This is a genomic window from Cohnella sp. 56, from assembly GCF_037963805.1.
Taxonomy (GTDB): Bacteria; Bacillota; Bacilli; order Paenibacillales; family Paenibacillaceae; genus Cohnella.
This window is the reverse complement of the sequence record NZ_JAZDQE010000009.1, coordinates 179,759-197,050: the sequence shown is the minus strand read 5'-3', so window position 1 is coordinate 197,050 and position 17,292 is coordinate 179,759. Positions and strand designations below refer to the sequence as shown.

Genomic DNA, 17,292 nt, shown 5'->3' with positions numbered 1-17,292 from the left:
AAGGGGCCGGAGAAGGGCGGAGATGCGTATGCGCGAGACGATCCGCAGGTCAGATTCTGCGGCAGGAATCCCGCACTACCAGGCTGCAGTCGGAGACGATCTCCCTGGCGACCGCGGTCTCGTCCTCGATGGCGGCGATCAGGCAGGTGGTCAGCCGCTTCAGCATGTCCGCGAATTCGACGCGAATCGTGGTCAGCGCGGGGTGATGCTTGGCACTCATCGCATGGTCGTCGAAGCCGATGACCGACATGTCTTCGGGTACGCGCACGCCATGCTCCTTCAGCGCGCGGATCGCGCCGAACGCGACGCTGTCGTTGGCGGCGATCAGTGCCGTAGGCAGCGCGATCCCGCGTCCGACCAGCGCCTGAACGGCGTCGTAGCCGCTGTTCTCCTGAAAGTCGCCTTCGAGCACCCAGTCCGCGTTCACTTGCAGGCTGCACATGCGCATGGCGGAGAGGAAGCCGTCGTACTTGGTGCGGCCGGACAAACGGTTCATATTGCCGTTGATCGTGCCGATATCCGTGTGGCCCAGGCCGGACAAGTAGGCGACGGCCATCTTCATGCCCGCATCGTTGTTGAAGGTGGAGACGATCCGGTTCGGCTCGGGCCGCTCCGCCAGCTCCTGGTCCACGACGCCGACCGTGAAGCCCGCCTTGACCAGATCTTCGATGAACGGCTCGCGGCTCGCCGCGCCGATGAAGATGCCGCCATCGATGCGGTGCTGATAGAATATATCCATCACATCCTTGATCGACTCCGTGTCGTGCGTATCTCTAATGATATGGGTGAGCACATAGTAGCCGTATTCGGAGGCGTTCTCGATGACGCTGACGATCAGCATGTTGGTGAGCGCGTCGCTCGCCACGTTTCCTTGCGAGATCAGGAAAAGTCCGATCGTCCGCGTGCGCTTGCCGGCGAGGATCTGAGCGGAGATGTTGGGGACATAGTTATGTTGGCGAATGACCGCCAGCACTTTCTCGCGCGTTCTGGGGGGCACGTTGGCGTAGTTGTTGATGACGCGGCTTACCGTGCTTCTGGATACGCCGGCCAGTCGCGCGATTTCGGTACTGTTGGCTTTCGCTATTTTCATGTTAACCATCCTTGCGTTTTATGAACGCGTGTTTATTTTTCATCATACACAAAGCTGTAAAACGTTGTCAATCTATATCCGAAAGGGGCGAATCCCGCATGAAGAAGGAAAATGAGCTATTCAAGGAACTGCTGGCGGAGGAGGAGCGGCTTCAATTCGCATCCTTCACGAACGAGACGGCGCTGCAAGTCGGGCTTGCGATCGCGCACAAGGCGCTGGCGGCGAATCAGAGCGTCACTGTCGATATTCGCCGGGGCGGTCATCAGCTGTTCCATTTCGCCTGTCCGGGCACCTCGGCGGACAACGACGATTGGGCGCTGCGCAAAGCGAGAGTCGTCGAACGCTTCCAGCACAGCTCCTACTACATGGAGGCCGAGCTCAGCGCGTCCGGGCGGACGATCGCCGAGCGTTATTTCCTGGACCCTTCCGAATACGCGCCGTACAATGGCGCCTTCCCGATCCGGGTTCGGGGCGCCGGCGTCATCGGCGTCATCGCCGTATCCGGCTTGAGCGGCGATCAGGATCACCGGCTGATCACGACGGTGCTGCAGGAGCTGCTGGAGCAGTCGAACGGGGGCTCTTGAGCGGATGAAGACGCCGAATAGGCGATCATGCTGATGCCTGTACGGCGCAAGAAATGTCTCTTATCCGGTCAACCGGCGTGCGGTATGAGCCGACGTCAAAATTGGACGCCCATAAACGCGAACAACGATCGATTAGCGTGCGCCTAATGATGCGAGCGGTTCTTCGACGGAATTCATTCCCATTCCCGTCTTGTTTAGACTTTGAGTTCGTCGATAGTCAACTCGAGGTTTCTGGCGTTGTCTTAATAAGAATCGGGCCAGCAACGCTCAAAATTGAGATTGCTGGCCTTGCTCGTTCCGTGGAATCACAATCCTGATATTTAAACCTTGTTACTAGAATTGTAGTAGGTTAGTAAGGTGCATATTTCTGCATATAAATTGGGGACGGTTTCTTCCTCTTTCAATTCTTCCAGCTCCAAAAGGGAGAACCATTTGAATTTTTCGTCGGGATCGTCTTTTTCAATAAATTTCTGACATTCAGTTGGAGAGAGAAGGCATAGCACTCGAAAACCATTTATACCGACTCCCGTCTCCTCTGAATGAATAAAATAGGGGACAACGATGTCCATTCTTGGGGTGATTTCCTTTACATTCAATTCCTCGTAAGCTTTCCTTATGCAGGACAACTCCAAAGATTCATTTATATTAATTTGTCCACCGGGAGCGGCCCATTTATGGGCACCCACTTTGCGATCAGATGGCCGCTTATGTAGGAGAAATTTTTTGTTTTCTTCGTCATAGCAAATGATCGCGTTATGAACCTCCACTTTAACCGGAAAATCCTCTCTTCTATAAATGATTTCTGGTCTTGATTCCAAGTACTCAATCATGGCAGTATATGAACACTTAGGTTATTTGTCTTAATCACGCCGTCTAACTTGGATTTCATTTTGCGGCAGTTCAACTTGCTGTCTGCGTTAAGTAAATTAGTCAGTTCGCACTTCTCTTGCTGGTCGTAGGGGAGATGATCTAACGATTGTTCAATGTCGTTAGAGAACCAAATTACCGGATAGTAGCTACCTTGCCATACACCTTTTAATGGTTTGTATCCTAGAAAGTAGAATGGCTCTAAGGAAGAGTGTTCGTTGAAGTAAGCAACCAAATAAGCAAGCTCGCAACTTATAGCAAATTGCCTTCTCTTTGCGAAGTTTCCAGCCACGCGAAAACCTTCGTCAATATGCTTGCCGATATAATCGTTTGTGCCTTCTGGAGAAATATTGTTTTTATGATCGACAGGACAAATCCAAGCAGCGGCTTTCAAACTTAGAAATGGTTTGGCACTTTCAATATTTTCAAGATAGTGCGCGGTTTTATGCAATATCGTGAAGGCCTCGTTAAGCGCTTTTAATAAATATTTACTGGAAATAATATCGGTCTCAAAGACAACCTCATCTCCGAGGCGTTTCCACGGCCGGATGTTATAGACATCAGTTCCTCGATCATTAATAGCAGAATTAAGAAGTTTTATATTATCTTCGATCTCGACATAAAATTTATTGAAGTCGCTTTGCCACGAAGTTGGGTTTTTTTGTTTGTGTTCGGTAGATCCTACAATGTCAAAGGATATGAATAACTTAAGGCGGTCTAGTGTATTCGAGCCTTTAGCGGGCGGAAAATGTTGCAAGTCAAGATCGGGATGTTTGAGCATGTGTGACCTCACATAATGCCGAGTTGACTAAGTCGAATTTCCATTGCTTTTAGAGACACGTTATACCTCTCTGCTAACTTTTCAATAAGTAGATTGGAGGACATATTACTGCCGGAAAGATATTGACTGACATCAGCTCGTACATTTTTCTCTGGCATCAAAAAGAAGGCTGAGAAATAATTGGCTTCGTACTCAATCCGATTTGGACTCAAATCCCGTTTAAGAACTTCAATTTCCTTGCAATTCTTCTCCCACTGATTTTGATCGGCCCATTGGAAATGCAAAATAACATGGCCTAGTTCATGTGCAAGAGTGAAATTTTTCCGGGGAGGGTACTCATCCAAAGGTATGCTCACTTCAAAGCGTTTTTCGGTATAAGGCTCAAGTGGCCGAACCTCACCTATACTAAAACTTGAAGCACTAGAATCAGTGACCTTTTTGGTAACTACTCCACCGAATGCTTTGATCGCGGCTTCGGCATTAAAGGGAGGTTCCAGATTAAAAGTTATTGAGTCAAACCGATAGAGCGAGAAGTGAACACGTTCAACGATTTGAGCAATAGTCTCTTTCGAGTAGAACATATAAACCTCCAATATGAATAATTCACCTTTGACTTCCAGTTTACAACAGTTTGTTCGCATATTCAAGAAAAAACAGGAACATGAGTTCCTGTTTTTTCTTGAATAATTATATAACCTTACTCATACTTGAGAGCCCAGGTTAAACCCCTCTATGCCAAGATGCGATCGATCCGATCCAGCTCCTCCTGCGTGAAGGAAGGCTGAGCCAGCGCGCCTACGGCATCCTCGATCTGAGCGACCTTGCTCGCGCCGATCAATGCGGACGTGACGCGGCCGCCGCGAAGCACCCAGGCCAGCGCCATCTGCGACAGCTTCTGCCCGCGGCTCTCCGCCAGCTCGTTCAGCTGCCGGACCTTCGCGACGAGCGTCTCGTCGATGCCCTCGGTGCGCAGGAACACGCTCGGGCCCGCCGCACGCGAGTCGGGGGCGATGCCGTTCAGGTATCGGTCGGTGAGGATGCCCTGGTTCAGCGGCGAGAATACGATCGAGCCGATGCCTTCCTCGTCGAGTACATCCTGCAGCCCTTCCTCGATCCATCTGGACATCATCGAGTAGTTGGGCTGATGGATCAGGCACGGCGTCCCGAGCCGCTTCAATATGCGCGACGCCTCGCGCGTCTGCTCCGGACGATAGTTGGAGAGGCCCACGTACAGCGCTTTGCCCTGACGGACGACGAGGTCGAGCGCCGCCATCGTCTCTTCCAGCGGGGTGTCCGGATCGGGCCGGTGATGGTAGTAAATATCGACATAATCGAGTCCCATCCGCTTCAGGCTCTGGTCCAGGCTGGCGACGAGACCCTTCTTGGAGCCCCATTCGCCGTACGGCCCGGGCCACATATAGTAGCCGGCCTTCGTGGAGATGATCAGCTCGTCCCGATAAGGCCGCAGGTCGTCCTTCAGCATGCGTCCGAACGATTCTTCGGCGGAGCCGGCCGGCGGGCCGTAATTGTTCGCCAGGTCGAAGTGCGTGATCCCCAGGTCGAATGCGCGCCTCACCATCGCTCTGCCGTTCTCGTACTTGTCGATGCCGCCGAAGTTGTGCCACAGTCCGAGCGAGATCGCCGGGAGCTTCAGGCCGCTGCGGCCGCTGCGATTGTATGTCATCGCGTCGTATCGTTCTTGCCTTGCCATATAGGTCATCTCGATCGCTCCTTCTCATGCGGATAGGCTCATTATAGTGCGCCTCGGGGGATAAGCCCATATCCGCAAGGAAGATAAATATGGCATGATGTCTTATTTTGCGAGCTGACCATACTGCTTGGGCGGCACGCCCTTCAGTTTCTTGAACATCTTCGAGAACAGCAGCGCATCCCGGTAGCCGACCGAGCGCGCCACCTCCCCGACGGTATACTGCCCTTTTTTGAGCAGCTCTCCGGCCCGCTCCATCCGGTAATGCAGCAAATATTGCTGCGGCGGCATCCCGGTGGCCGCCTTGAATATGACCGACAAATATTTGCGGTCCAATCCGAGCGCCGCCGCCAGCTGCGCGACCGTGACCGGCTCGCTGAAGTGGCAGTGGAGAAAGTCCAGGCTCCGGTGAACGTAGGCATCCTGCTTGCGGGGCGACACAGACAAGGCGGCGCCCGCATCCGCGGATGCGGGCAGCAGCTCGACCATCGACGTGAGCACGTCGATCAGCAGCGATGTCAGCCGCAGGTCGCGGTTGACGGGGCGATCCCCGGCCTCCCGCAGCAGCTCGTACAGGTTCGGCATCAATCGCATATCCATCGGAAATACGGGCGCCTCCGGCGTCAGCCGCGTCCGCGCCAGCACGTCCGCCACCCGATCGCCGCGGAATCCGATCCACGAGTAGGTCCACGGTTCCTCCGCATCCGACGCATAAAAAATAACCTTGTCCGGGAAGGACAGGAAGGCCTGTCCCGCAGACAGCTTGTACGTGCGCCCGCCGGCCTGCACGACGCCGGTCCCCCGATGGACGAAGTGAATCTTGTAATGATCGCGCACGCCGGGCCCGAAGGCATGGCCCGGCATGCAATCCTCTTTGCCGAAGTGCGACACATAAAAATCCGGATTATCGCGGAACGGACGATCCGGATTGTCGTGGAGTGCTTTCATCCGTGAGGCCATTTCCACCCCTAGAAAGGATTCGTATTGAGCATGCTCGCCGTCTTGATATACATCCGCTGAGACAGCTTCAGCTGGGCTACGATGAATTCCGCCATATCCTCCGGATGCATATACTGCTCGTCCTTGCCTTCCGCGATCAAGGAGGAGCTCTTGGCGAGATCGGTCGCGATCGTGCTCGGCGTCAACGCGGTGACTCTGATATTGTGGCGGCGGACTTCCTGCGCGAGCGATTCCGTCAGGCCGATGACGCCGAACTTCGAAGCGCTGTAGGCGCTGGAGCCGGGTGCTCCGCTCAGCCCGTTCGTCGAGGAGATGTTGATGATGTCTCCGCTGTTTTTGGCGATCAGCTGCGGGAGCACGGTGCGCGTCACGTAGTAGGTACCCAGCAGATTCACGTCGATGATTTTTTTCCAATGTTCGGGGTCCATCTCGACGAGCTTCTCGAACGTTCCGATCCCCGCGTTGTTAATCAGAATATCGGCGGTGCCGATCTCCCGGGTAATCCGGTCGACGGCTTGTTCGACTTGCGCCAATGAAGAGACGTCGGCTACCGCATAGTCAACCTTGACGGCCAGCGCTTCGATCTCGCGCGCCGCCTCCAGCAGATCGCTCTCCGTGCGGGCGATAAGGCCGACGTGCACGCCTTCTCTGGCCAGCTCGAGCGCGACGGCTCTGCCGATCCCTTTCCCGGCTCCGGTCACGATTGCCACTTTTCCTTTAATCGTCTGCGCCACGGTAGACACTCCTTTTTTTGCGATAGTAGATGATGCTCTGCCCTTATTATAATCCATCGGCGATTCCTGCGGACAATTCGTCCATGCAATCGAGTGCTGCCTCGCGGTCGGCCGCGTTCATCGGCAGGGTCAGGCTCTCCGCCTCATTGCGGCAAGGGCGGCAACCGCTTCGATGAATAGGCGGCTTGGATGAGGGGCTATTAGAGGATATTCCTCGCTTCTGTCGAAACCGTACATCATGATAAAAAGAAGAAAAATCTTAGTCGTCGTCGGGCTGTTCCTGCTCGTACTGACAGGCATTCGCATGACCTGGATCGGCGTGCAGACGCATGCCGCCACAGCCCGGGCGGAGAGCGGACTGCTGGACCTGAGCCGGTGGGATCCCGCCGCCAAGCCGATCCTCTCCCTCGCGGGACAATGGACATTTTACCCGTCGCTGCTGGCCGTGCCCGGTCCGGCCGGCATCTTCGATTCGGAGGGCGCCGCGGCTGTCACGGCGGCGGTGCCGGGCAGCTGGTCCGGGGACCTCAAGTCCGCCGTCGGATACGGCACGTACCGGCTGCGCATCACGCTGCCTGCCGGGAGTCTGCCGGAGCTGACGGTTCGCGTGCCGGGGCTATTCGCGTCGTCGGCGTTGTATGTGAACGGACACTTGCTGGGCGGCGCCGGACATCCGGCGGACCGCGCATCCGCTTATACGGCTCGCATCGTGCCCTATTCCGTCACGTTCACCCCCGACAGCCGCGTGCTGGACCTCGTGCTGCAGGCGGCCAATTACGACAACCGCGCCATCGGCGGCATGACGGAGCCTATCAGGCTTGGCGCCGCACGGGCGATGGAGCGGGCCTACTGGCTGTCCATCGGAGCGCAGGCCGCCTTTATTTTGCTGCTGATGATGCATGCCCTGTACGCGGTCGCTCTTTACTTCATCGGCACCCGGCAGCGGCCGCTCCTGGTCTTCGCTCTGCTCGGGGTCTGCGGAGCGCTAACCGTGCTGAGCAATTCGGAGCGCCTCTTGACCGCCTGGTTCGGGGTCGGCTTCGAGGCGGCCGGCAAAGTGTTCTACCTGTCGTATCTGGTCACGGCGGCGCTGCTGCTGCAATATGTGAGGAGCCTCCTGCCCGAATTCCCGCTCCGTCGTCATTCCCGCTGGTACTTCGCGGCATGCTTCGCCTTCGGCCTATTTGTGCTGGCTTCGCCGATCAAGGTGATCACCCTCCCCTATGCGGACGGGCTCCATACGGCGCTGCTGCTCGTGTCGTACGTCGCCGTACCGATCTGTCTCTACCGCGCGGTCCGCATCGGCACGCCGGACGCCATCTACCTGCTGCTCGGCACGGTGGCCATCGCTTCGGATTTAATATGGGGCATCTTCAGCTATTCGAGTGTTCTGGATGTCGGCTATTATCCCTTCGATATGCTCGCTTTCCTGGTCGCCTTCGCGTTGTATTGGTTCAAGCGGTACTTCCGCAATGCTGCGGAGACCGTCCGATTGGCCGAGCGGCTCCAGGCGGCAGACAGGCGCAAGGACGAATTCCTGGTCCATACCTCGCACGAGCTGAGAAATCCGCTTCACGGCATGCTGAACATGGCGCAGGCCGTGCTCGACAGCGGCGCGCGAACCGACGAGGCGGTCAACCGCGAGCGTCTCGCGCTGCTCTTGTCGGTCGGCAGGCGCATGGCCTTCCTGCTGAACGATCTGATCGATCTGGACCGGCTGAGGGACAATCATCTTCGCGTGCATCCGGAGCCGCTCCGGCTGCAGACGGAGGCTGCGGGCATGCTGGACATGGTCAGGTTCATGGCGGAGGGCAAGCCGGTGCGGCTCGAGAACCGGGTGCCGGATGCGCTGCCTGCGGTGCTGGCGGACGAGAACAGACTGGTGCAGATATTGTTCAACCTGCTGCACAATGCGGTCAAGTTCACGCAGGCAGGGCAGGTCTCGATCGAAGCGGAAAAGGAGGGCGATCAGGTCGTCGTTCGCGTCGCGGACACGGGAATCGGGATGGACGAGGAGACGGCGCGCCGAATCTTCCGGCCCTACGAGCAGGGCGAGATGCAGGCGGACACGAATGCGGCGGGCTTCGGGCTCGGCCTGGCGATCACCCAGCGTCTGGTGGAGCTGCACGGCGGGCAGTTGACGGTCCGCTCGGCGCCTGGCGTCGGCACGGTCTTCCGGTTCACGCTGCCGACGGCGGAGGCGGCCGACACGGGCGCGGTTGCGGCGGCCGGCGAGGTCGCCGCGGCCAGGCTGCTGCGAGAGGATGAGCCGCCCGCAAGCGCCGGGGCGGATGCCGCTCCCGAGACGCCGGCCGCCTCGCATGCGGACGCGGGCGCGGGCGCCTCATGGGCGGAGCCGGGCGCTTCACACACGGAGCGCTGCCGCATACTGGCCGTCGACGACGATCCGGTCAACTTAAGAATATTGCAGCATGTGCTCGATCCCGAGCGGTACGCCATCACGACGACGACCGGCGGCGCCGCAGCGCTGGCGCTCCTGAACACGGGCGTATGGGATCTGCTGATCGCGGACGTCATGATGCCGGATATGTCCGGCTATGAGGTCGCCCGTGCCGTCCGCGCGATCTTCTCGCCCTCCGAGCTGCCGATCCTGCTGCTCACGGCCCGACATCGGGCGGAGGACATCGAAGCGGGCTTCAAGGCGGAGGCCAACGACTACATCGTCAAGCCCGTCGACGCGCAGGAGCTGCGGATGCGGGTGAAGGCGCTGACGGACGTGGCCCGCGCCGCCCGCGAGCAGCAGCGGCTGGAGGCGGCGTGGCTGCAGGCGCAGATTCAGCCGCATTTCCTGTTCAATACGCTCAACTCCATCGCCGCGCTCGGGGATGTCGACACCGTCCGCATGCGCGACCTGCTGTCCGCCTTCGGCGACTATCTGCGGGCCAGCTTCGACTCGACGATCTCGGATCAATGGGTGCCGCTGCACAAGGAGCTGGGCCTGGTGCGTTCCTACCTGTACATCGAGAAGGAACGATTCGGCGACCGGATTCAGGTCGAATGGGATGCGGATGCGCATCTTCTGGCGGAGGTGCCGCCGCTGTCCATCCAGCCCCTGGTGGAGAACGCGGTCCGGCACGGCGTGCTCAGACGGCCCGAGGGCGGCAAGATCCGGATTCGGATCCGGGAGCGGGAGGACGAGGTGCTCATCTCGGTCGAGGACGACGGAGTCGGCATGCAGTCCGTGCTGCCGTCGTCGCTGGAGCCGGATTCGGGCGAGCGGCTCGGCCGACATGCGGGGATCGGACTGGCGAATACCGACCGGCGGCTGAAGCAGCTGTGCGGCAAGGGCTTGCTCATTCGCAGTCATCCCGGGGAGGGGACGATCGTCTCTTTCACCGTCCCTGTCCCCGGCCGACGATCGTCTTGACGGTTCGCGATCCGACCAACGCATATTTCAGACAAGAGAGGCAGGTTCACGATGAACATATCCATCGACCAACAGGACAATTCCAGAATCGCCATTGTAGACAGCCCTGACGTCATCATACATAACGCCCAGGATGCATTGGATTTAATGGCGTCTATTTATTACAACCACAACGAATGCCATAAAATATTGCTTGAAAAGTCGAATCTGACGGAGGCGTTCTTCGAGCTTAAGACCGGCCTGGCAGGCGATATCTTGCAGAAATATGTCAATTACAATGTGAAGCTCGCGATTGTAGGGGATCTCGACGCCTATGACAGCAAGAGCTTGAAGGACTTTATTTACGAATGCAACAAGGGCAAGCAGGTATTCTTTTTAAAAGATAGACAGGATGCGCTTCGAGCGCTTCACGATATCGCCTAGTTTCCATCGCATGACATTAAAAATCGCCATGAGCGATCCGATGCCGGACGACAAGTCGGTTTACGGGTTGTGACCGATGGCGTTCATTTTCAGTTTCTTGTTTCGATTACTGCATGCACAGGCCCGTGGCCTGTGTTTTTTTATTTCTTATCACGCGGGAGGCATATACATGAACGAACGATTGATCAGTGTAGATGGCGTCATCCGCTTCGATGCGATTGCAGAGCTGCGGCAGGATATGGGCAAGCCGCCTGCCGCAGCCGCTCGCGCAACCGCGTGATCTCAATATTATTTTGCGAGATTCAATGTGCGCACGACTTCTTGCTCGGTGCGGCCTGTCTCGATGAAGTCCAGCGAAGCGTACAGATCCGCTGCTATCTTATTGTTCGGCCGATGTCCGAGTACAATGCTGTCGCAGGCATACGTATCTCTGATGTGACGGACAAGCGCCTCCATGGCGGCGCGTCCGATTCCCCTGCGCTGGCAGCGGCGATCGATCATGTAGGCCATGATCCAGCAGCTCCCATCGTCGGGATCGACCGCGTACACTGCGAGGCCCGCCGGCTGGCCGCTGGCGTATATGGCAAGGGGCGTAAACCCGCAATAAGCGGATTCTGCAAGCCAGTAGACTGTAGAGACGGGAAAAACTTTTTTCTGTTCATCCGCTACCTCAAGCTCGGTGCAGGCGAACCAATTGTGTTGATCGATCGGTCTGAAACTGATGCACGGCCGATAATTTTTTCGAATCCGCTCGCAAATTCCCAGCAGCTTGTCTCTAAGTCCGATCGCCCAGGACGGATAGAGATCGTCCGCTATACCCTCCACGCTGCGCAGAAGCCTCGCTAAAGTATAGAGCTCCGCGAACCGTCGGAATAAAGGAAACGCCTGCTGGCAGCGCTCGCTAAGCGGCCGAATTGCACGGTACCCGGTTAGAAAATGTGCTTGTACCCGCCGGGCGTCGTCGTCATGCAGTTCGGCAAGATCAGCCAGAGCGGATACGATATCCATCGCGTACCAATGGTACATGGCATCGTCGAAGTCAATCGCGCAATAGCGCGACTCCCCGGACAAGTAGAAGAGATTGTCGGCCTGGAAGTCATAGTGGATTAAACCGAAGTGCGCTGCGTCTGTCGGAAGCGCGGAGAGCTGTTCCCGCAACCGATCGAGCTCCAGCCGGGCACCCGATTCGTCGGGGTGGCGCTGCAGTACGGACGAGATGAACAGCAGCGCATCGTGCCAGCTGCCGCGCGCTGCCGGGCCGGGCGAATATTGTTCGGATCGTTGGTGCAGCGCAGCCAGGGAACCTCCCCACGCTTCGGCATGCTGATCCGTCATCTGTTCCATCGGAATAGGGGAGCCTGCGGCCTGCTCGAATACAACGCCGTAATAACGTCCGTCGCCGGCCGTCTCTACAGTTTCGACCCGGTTGTCGTGGATGGAGAGGACAGGAGCTGCTGTCGGATAGTCGCTCGCTGCCAGGAACCGCATATAATCAAGCTCCGCCTGAATGCGCACGAGACTGTTGTCTGTCTCATGCACGAATCGGAGGAATTGCCGGCTGCCTCGCCTCTCGAACGTGTAGACGAAGTTGCTGCTGGCCCTCCAAAACTTTAACGTATGTGCATCATGATCCCAAAGCTGAATGAACTGCTGGGCCACGGCGTCCTTTTCCAATCCGCGCACCATGTTTTTTAATGACATCATTTGGATGTAGCCTCCCAGTGCCGCATGAGAGGTTCAGTCGCTCACCGGCAACGACCTCTCATCGGCTTCTTCAAGTTGCAGTTATTCACAACACCATCACTCCTTCGAATGTATATTTGGATACCAGAATTATGGTTGATGGCGATCGCACGCCAACCATATTTATTTTCGGATACATTTCCAAATGTTTCAAGAAAAAACTTTGCTGTGCCGCGAATTGCCGATCCTTATGAACATATGCCGCATTCCAGCGCACACACAAGCATGCCTTTTCGCCCGGGGACATTGATATAATTGCAGCTGGAGGGTTTCTGTTAAAAAACTAACGGGGGGCATGTCAGCATGATCGATATTCATTGCCATATCTTGCACGGGGTGGACGACGGTGCGCGGGATTTGGAGGAATCCGTCGCGATGGCCCGGATTGCCTATGAGGACGGCATTCGGGACATCATCGCGACCCCTCATTTCCATCCTGTATTCCTCACCACGGCGGATGTCGTACACCGCAAGCTGGAGGAGCTCGAGCGGGAGCTTGAGCGGCAGCGGATCGACGTTCGCCTCCATCCGGGCAACGAAGTCCAGATCGTCAGCGCGGAGTTCGTGGCTGCGCATACGAGGAGCCGCTCGTTCGCTTATCTGGGCAGGCCGGGCACGCATCTGCTCATCGAGCAGCGCTGGAGCGGCTACGATCCGGCCACGCCGGAGATTGTGGAGCGGCTGCTGGATGCGGGCGTCACCCCCGTGCTCGCGCATCCGGAGCGTCATGCCTTCTTCAGAGACGATGCGGAGCTGCTGCCGAAGCTTGTCGAGCTGGGCGTGTGGACGCAGGTGTCGGCGGACAGCTTGGTCGGCAACTTCGGAGCCGAGCCGCAAAGGTATGGGCGCATGCTCATCCAGGCCGGCCTTGTGCACACGATCGCCACGGACGCCCACAATGTGAACCGCAAGCCGAATCTGGGCGCAGGCATGGCCGTGTTCGAGGAGCTGGCGGGCGCCGAGGCGAGGTCTGAGCTGGAGGCCCGCATGCGGAGCATCGTCGCCGGATAGCATTGGCGCTTGAGGCAAGCTTCAGCGCCGTGCTGTCCCAAGGAAGCCGACTTCCGGCGCGTCGCGAATATCCGCTGTCCGGGCCATGCTGCGACAGCTGGATGCGAAGCAGCTGCGGACGGCGAAGGCATTGCTGCTGCGCCCCGCGTTGTTCGACTCCTGATGAAGGGGGCCCGCTGGCCGCTTTTCCGCCGAAAAGTCGGGTGGATTTTGTGAATTTTCGTCAAACGGCAGCCGCCGCGATTGGATTTCTGTCGTTTTGACCGGGGCGACAGGAGGAGAAGCCGAAGCGGAGGCGAATTAGTAATGTCGACTGAGAGGAAATTTAGAGAAATCTGTCGCCATCCATAGACAAAGGGAGCATGACACGCATGACTCGCATGAATCGGAGGTCCGGGCTAGGGAGCCGCCTCGTCGTGAAGCTGTCGATGATGATCTTGGCCGTTCTCGTTCTCCTGTCGGCCGCGCTCGTCTATCTGCAGATCCGCAACACCAAGCAAGCCAGCGAAGAAGCGATCGGCAGCTTCAGCATGCATGTCGCCGAAGCGTACGCGGGGAGCTTCGATATGGCAGCCTACGGGAGCTTTATGAAGGATGCCAAGGAGAGTGATCTCTACTGGACCATCCGCAAGGAGCTGGACCGGTATCGGCAGCAGATCGGGGCGTTCTACGTATACACGGTCAAGATCGATGAACAGGGACAGCCAATTATCCTGATCGATGGCCAGCCCAAGGACGATGCGTCCGCGTCTCCGATCGGCGAGGTCACCGATATGCCGAAGGCGGCGATCGACGAGGTGCTCGCGGGCCGCACGGCGAAGACCGGCATCATCCACAATCCGGAATACGGCGATTATATCTCCTCGTTTGCGCCGCTGCGCGACGCGAACGGCCAGGTGATCGGGGCGCTGGGCATCGATACGGACGTATCCGTCTCGAAGCAGATTTATCGTGACGTGCTGCGCAAGAGCGTGCCGCTCTTCATCATGATGGGGCTGGCGACGCTTGTCGTGTTTCTGCTCATCGCGTGGTTCCTGTCCCGCACGCTGCGGCCGCTGGGGAGAATCGTCCGCGGGGCGGAGGCCATCGCGCGCGGCGATCTTGCGGACGCCCAGCGCCATCTGGGCGGGACCCGCGTGCGCTCCGGCGACGAGATCGGGCAGGCGTACGCGGCGATGCTCGGGATGATCGAGCGGCTGGGCGCCACGCTCGGCGCCGTCGTGCGCGATGTGAAGACGACGACACAGGACCTGCTGCACGCTGCAGATCAGTTCGGGGCCGAAGCGGACGGGATGGTCGCCTCGAGCGTGCAGCTCGAGCGATCGACCGCCGGGCTGGCCGACGGAGCGCGGCATCAGCGCGTGGGCGCGGAGGAGAGCGCGCGATCGATGGAGGAGATCACGCTCGCCATCCAGCGCGTCGTCGAAGCCGCGACGAGCGTAGCGGGCGCCTCCTCGGACGCGCTGTCGACGGCCGAGCAAGGCAGGACGGCCATTGGCCAGCTCAAGACGCAGGTCGCATCGATGTCCGAGGTCGCCGACCGGACGAAGGCGTCCGTGCAGGTGCTCGGCGACTGCATGCACGAGATCGAGCCGGCGCTCGAAGCGATCGCGGGCATCGCCGACCGGACCAAGATTCTGGCGCTCAACGCCTCGATCGAGGCCGTGCGGGCGGGCGAGCACGGCGCCGGCTTCGCGGTCGTAGCCGGTGAGGTCCGCAAGCTCGCCGAGGCGTCCGCCTCCTCCGCGGCGCGCGTCACCTCGCTCCTGCAGCAGATCCGGCAGGAGTCCGCGCGGATCGGCGAATCGATGACCGCGGAGGCCGAGGAGATGGCCAGAGGCGAGGCGCTCTCCATCGAGGTGGAGACGCTGTTCGACCGCACGATCGAACGGTTCGACTTCGTGGACGGCCATATCGTGGGCATCTCCGCAGCCTCGCAGCAGGTGCTGGCGGGCTCGGAGGAGGTCGCGGCATCGGTCGAGCAGATGTCGCAGATCTCGGTGCAGACGTCGGACAACGCGTCGACCCTGCAGGAGATGTCGGCGAGCCAGCTGGCGGCCGCCCGGCGGATCGTCGACCAGACGGAGCAGCTCAAGCGGCGGGGAGCCGTGCTGGACGCGGCGGTCGCCCAGTTCAAGCTGTGATGCGCTTTTCGAAAAATTGCTAATTTTATTTTGCGGAAAACAGTTTATCTTTAAGCCTGTATCCGTTAAAATGATGGCACGACGAAATGCGATGAAGAGAAGAGTAGATACACGGATTCTTGGACAGAGAGCCCCGGCAGCTGAGAAGGGGCAAAGAGGACGTTATCGAAAAAAGACTCTGAGCAGCGCGCCGGAATCCGGGGAATAAGCGGAGGGTGGCGTGCCAGGAGCTCCTGTTACAGAGCTAGGGTATAAGCATGGCGGGGCCATGCCGTACTCGAAGAGGCGGGGACGGCGACGTGTCCGCGAATCCGGGGTGGTACCGCGAGAGTCTGATCTCGTCCCTGAGACTGCTGTCAGTCTTGGAGACGGGATTTTTTTGTTGTTCCGGAGGAAGCGCGGTTGACATGTAATAGAGGGTAAGCAGTATCGGATCAAATACGATATAAATACGACTCGAAAGGGGATCGATCATAGTGTCGCAATTGCTGAGAGCAGGTATCGTCGGAGGAACGGGAATGGTCGGCCAGCGATTCGTTCAGCTGCTGGATGGGCATCCTTGGTTTAAAGTAACGGCCATCGCGGCCAGCGCAGGTTCGGCGGGCAAGACGTACGAGCAGGCCGTGCAGGGCAGATGGAAGCTGGATACGCCGATTCCGGAGGCGGTCAAGTCCATCGTCGTGCAGGATGCCTCGAAGGTCGAGGAGGTCGCCGCGGACGTCGACTTTATTTTCTGCGCAGTCGATATGAAGAAGGACGAGATCAAGGCGCTCGAGGAAGCGTACGCCAGGACGGGTACGCCCGTCGTCTCGAACAACTCCGCGCACCGCTGGACGCCCGACGTGCCGATGGTCATCCCGGAGATCAACCCCGAGCATCTGGACGTGATCGCCGCCCAACGCGAGCGTCTGGGCACGGCAACCGGCTTCATCGCCGTCAAGCCGAACTGCTCGATCCAGAGCTATGTGCCGCTGCTGCACGCGCTGCGGGAGTTCAAGCCCAAGACGGTCGTCGCCTCGACCTATCAGGCGATCTCCGGCGCCGGCAAGAACTTCACGGACTGGCCGGAGATGCTGGACAACGTCATTCCGTACATCGGCGGCGAGGAAGAGAAGAGCGAGCAGGAGCCGCTGCGCATCTGGGGCAGCGTAGAGGGCGGCGCGATCCACGCTGCCAGCGAGCCGCAGATCACGACGCAGTGCATCCGCGTCCCGGTCACGGACGGCCATCTGGCCACGCTGTTCGTCTCGTTCGAGCGCAAGCCGTCGCGGGACGAGATCCTCTCGCGCTGGGCGGGCTTCAGCGGCCGACCGCAGGAGCTGGGACTGCCGAGCGCGCCGAAGCAGTTCATCACGTACTTCGAGGAAGACAACCGGCCGCAGACGAAGCTCGACCGCGACATCGAAGGCGGCATGGGCATCTCGGCCGGCAGACTGCGCGAGGATTCCCTGTACGACTACAAGTTCGTCGGCCTCTCGCACAACACGCTGCGCGGCGCTGCGGGCGGCGCCGTGCTGATCGCGGAGCTGCTCAAGGCCGAAGGCTACATCACGGCCAAGCCGGCCGTTCAATAACGCATAGTTTGCCGCTTCCGCAGCGGCGTCCTCGGCTCCTCCGGCGTATCGTCCGGGGGAGCTTTTTTAGCGATGCAGCAGAGTGCGTATCGCCGTCACCCACGGGATGGATGGTAAAGTCGGCTTTTACTTGTTCGTTTCCGATGCGCGTGCGTGCCAAGTAGTCTCAGGTAGGAACAAACGAGCGCGATGGTGGCGGATTGAGGTCAAAGTAATCTCAGGTAGGAACAAGCGAGCGCGATGGTGGCGGCGCACGGGCAAATTAGTCTCAGGTAGGAACAAACG

At 58.6% G+C, this 17,292-nt stretch carries 14 protein-coding genes; 6 read left to right on the top strand and 8 right to left on the bottom strand.

The window, feature by feature from the left end; genetic code table 11:
- Positions 1-49 precede the first annotated feature (49 nt).
- Positions 50-1,090, bottom strand: coding sequence for a LacI family DNA-binding transcriptional regulator (locus tag VQ071_RS17090; protein ID WP_340515316.1), 1,041 nt, complete (start codon positions 1,088-1,090; stop codon positions 50-52).
- A 98-nt stretch (positions 1,091-1,188) separates the two neighbouring features.
- On the opposite strand from VQ071_RS17090, the gene VQ071_RS17085 reads away from it, so the two are divergent.
- A complete protein-coding gene (locus VQ071_RS17085) occupies positions 1,189-1,674 on the top strand; it encodes a heme-degrading domain-containing protein (protein ID WP_340515315.1) in 486 nt (161 codons plus the stop codon).
- A 320-nt stretch (positions 1,675-1,994) separates the two neighbouring features.
- Here VQ071_RS17085 and VQ071_RS17080 read toward each other — a convergent pair whose 3' ends face one another.
- The 6 genes from VQ071_RS17080 to VQ071_RS17055 form a co-directional block, all read right to left on the bottom strand.
- Positions 1,995-2,504 (bottom strand): NUDIX hydrolase, encoded by a 510-nt coding sequence (locus VQ071_RS17080; protein WP_340515314.1) that lies wholly within the window; start codon positions 2,502-2,504, stop codon positions 1,995-1,997.
- Positions 2,501-3,322: a hypothetical protein gene (locus VQ071_RS17075; protein ID WP_340515313.1), complete on the bottom strand. Its 822-nt coding sequence runs from the start codon at positions 3,320-3,322 to the stop codon at positions 2,501-2,503. The genes VQ071_RS17080 and VQ071_RS17075 overlap by 4 nt, the downstream gene beginning before the upstream one ends.
- A gap of 8 nt (positions 3,323-3,330) precedes the next feature.
- On the bottom strand, positions 3,331-3,903 hold the full coding sequence (locus VQ071_RS17070; RefSeq protein WP_340515312.1) for an ImmA/IrrE family metallo-endopeptidase: 573 nt from the start codon (positions 3,901-3,903) through the stop codon (positions 3,331-3,333).
- A gap of 149 nt (positions 3,904-4,052) precedes the next feature.
- A complete protein-coding gene (locus VQ071_RS17065; protein ID WP_340515311.1) occupies positions 4,053-5,042 on the bottom strand; it encodes an aldo/keto reductase in 990 nt (329 codons plus the stop codon).
- Between the two features lie 93 nt (positions 5,043-5,135).
- Positions 5,136-5,978, bottom strand: a complete 843-nt coding sequence (locus tag VQ071_RS17060) for an AraC family transcriptional regulator (protein ID WP_340515310.1) — start codon at positions 5,976-5,978, stop codon at positions 5,136-5,138.
- 20 nt (positions 5,979-5,998) lie between these two features.
- Positions 5,999-6,724: a 3-ketoacyl-ACP reductase gene (locus tag VQ071_RS17055; protein WP_340515309.1), complete on the bottom strand. Its 726-nt coding sequence runs from the start codon at positions 6,722-6,724 to the stop codon at positions 5,999-6,001.
- A 238-nt stretch (positions 6,725-6,962) separates the two neighbouring features.
- On the opposite strand from VQ071_RS17055, the gene VQ071_RS17050 reads away from it, so the two are divergent.
- Positions 6,963-10,112: a hybrid sensor histidine kinase/response regulator gene (locus VQ071_RS17050; protein WP_340515308.1), complete on the top strand. Its 3,150-nt coding sequence runs from the start codon at positions 6,963-6,965 to the stop codon at positions 10,110-10,112.
- 51 nt (positions 10,113-10,163) lie between these two features.
- The gene (locus VQ071_RS17045; protein WP_340515306.1) at positions 10,164-10,535 is read left to right on the top strand and encodes a DUF4180 domain-containing protein; all 372 of its coding nucleotides are present in this window, start codon (positions 10,164-10,166) and stop codon (positions 10,533-10,535) included.
- A 288-nt stretch (positions 10,536-10,823) separates the two neighbouring features.
- On the opposite strand, the gene VQ071_RS17040 is transcribed toward VQ071_RS17045, so the two are convergent.
- On the bottom strand, positions 10,824-12,239 hold the full coding sequence (locus tag VQ071_RS17040) for a GNAT family N-acetyltransferase (protein WP_340515305.1): 1,416 nt from the start codon (positions 12,237-12,239) through the stop codon (positions 10,824-10,826).
- A gap of 342 nt (positions 12,240-12,581) precedes the next feature.
- Here VQ071_RS17040 and VQ071_RS17035 point away from each other — a divergent pair, with 342 nt between their 5' ends.
- The 3 genes from VQ071_RS17035 (at position 12,582) to asd (ending at position 17,007) form a co-directional block, all read left to right on the top strand.
- Positions 12,582-13,289 (top strand): tyrosine-protein phosphatase, encoded by a 708-nt coding sequence (locus tag VQ071_RS17035; protein ID WP_340515304.1) that lies wholly within the window; start codon positions 12,582-12,584, stop codon positions 13,287-13,289.
- Between the two features lie 371 nt (positions 13,290-13,660).
- Positions 13,661-15,433 (top strand): methyl-accepting chemotaxis protein, encoded by a 1,773-nt coding sequence (locus tag VQ071_RS17030; protein WP_340515303.1) that lies wholly within the window; start codon positions 13,661-13,663, stop codon positions 15,431-15,433.
- Between the two features lie 476 nt (positions 15,434-15,909).
- Positions 15,910-17,007, top strand: coding sequence for an aspartate-semialdehyde dehydrogenase (gene asd, locus VQ071_RS17025; RefSeq protein ID WP_340515301.1), 1,098 nt, complete (start codon positions 15,910-15,912; stop codon positions 17,005-17,007).
- The last annotated feature ends 285 nt before the right edge of the window (positions 17,008-17,292 follow it).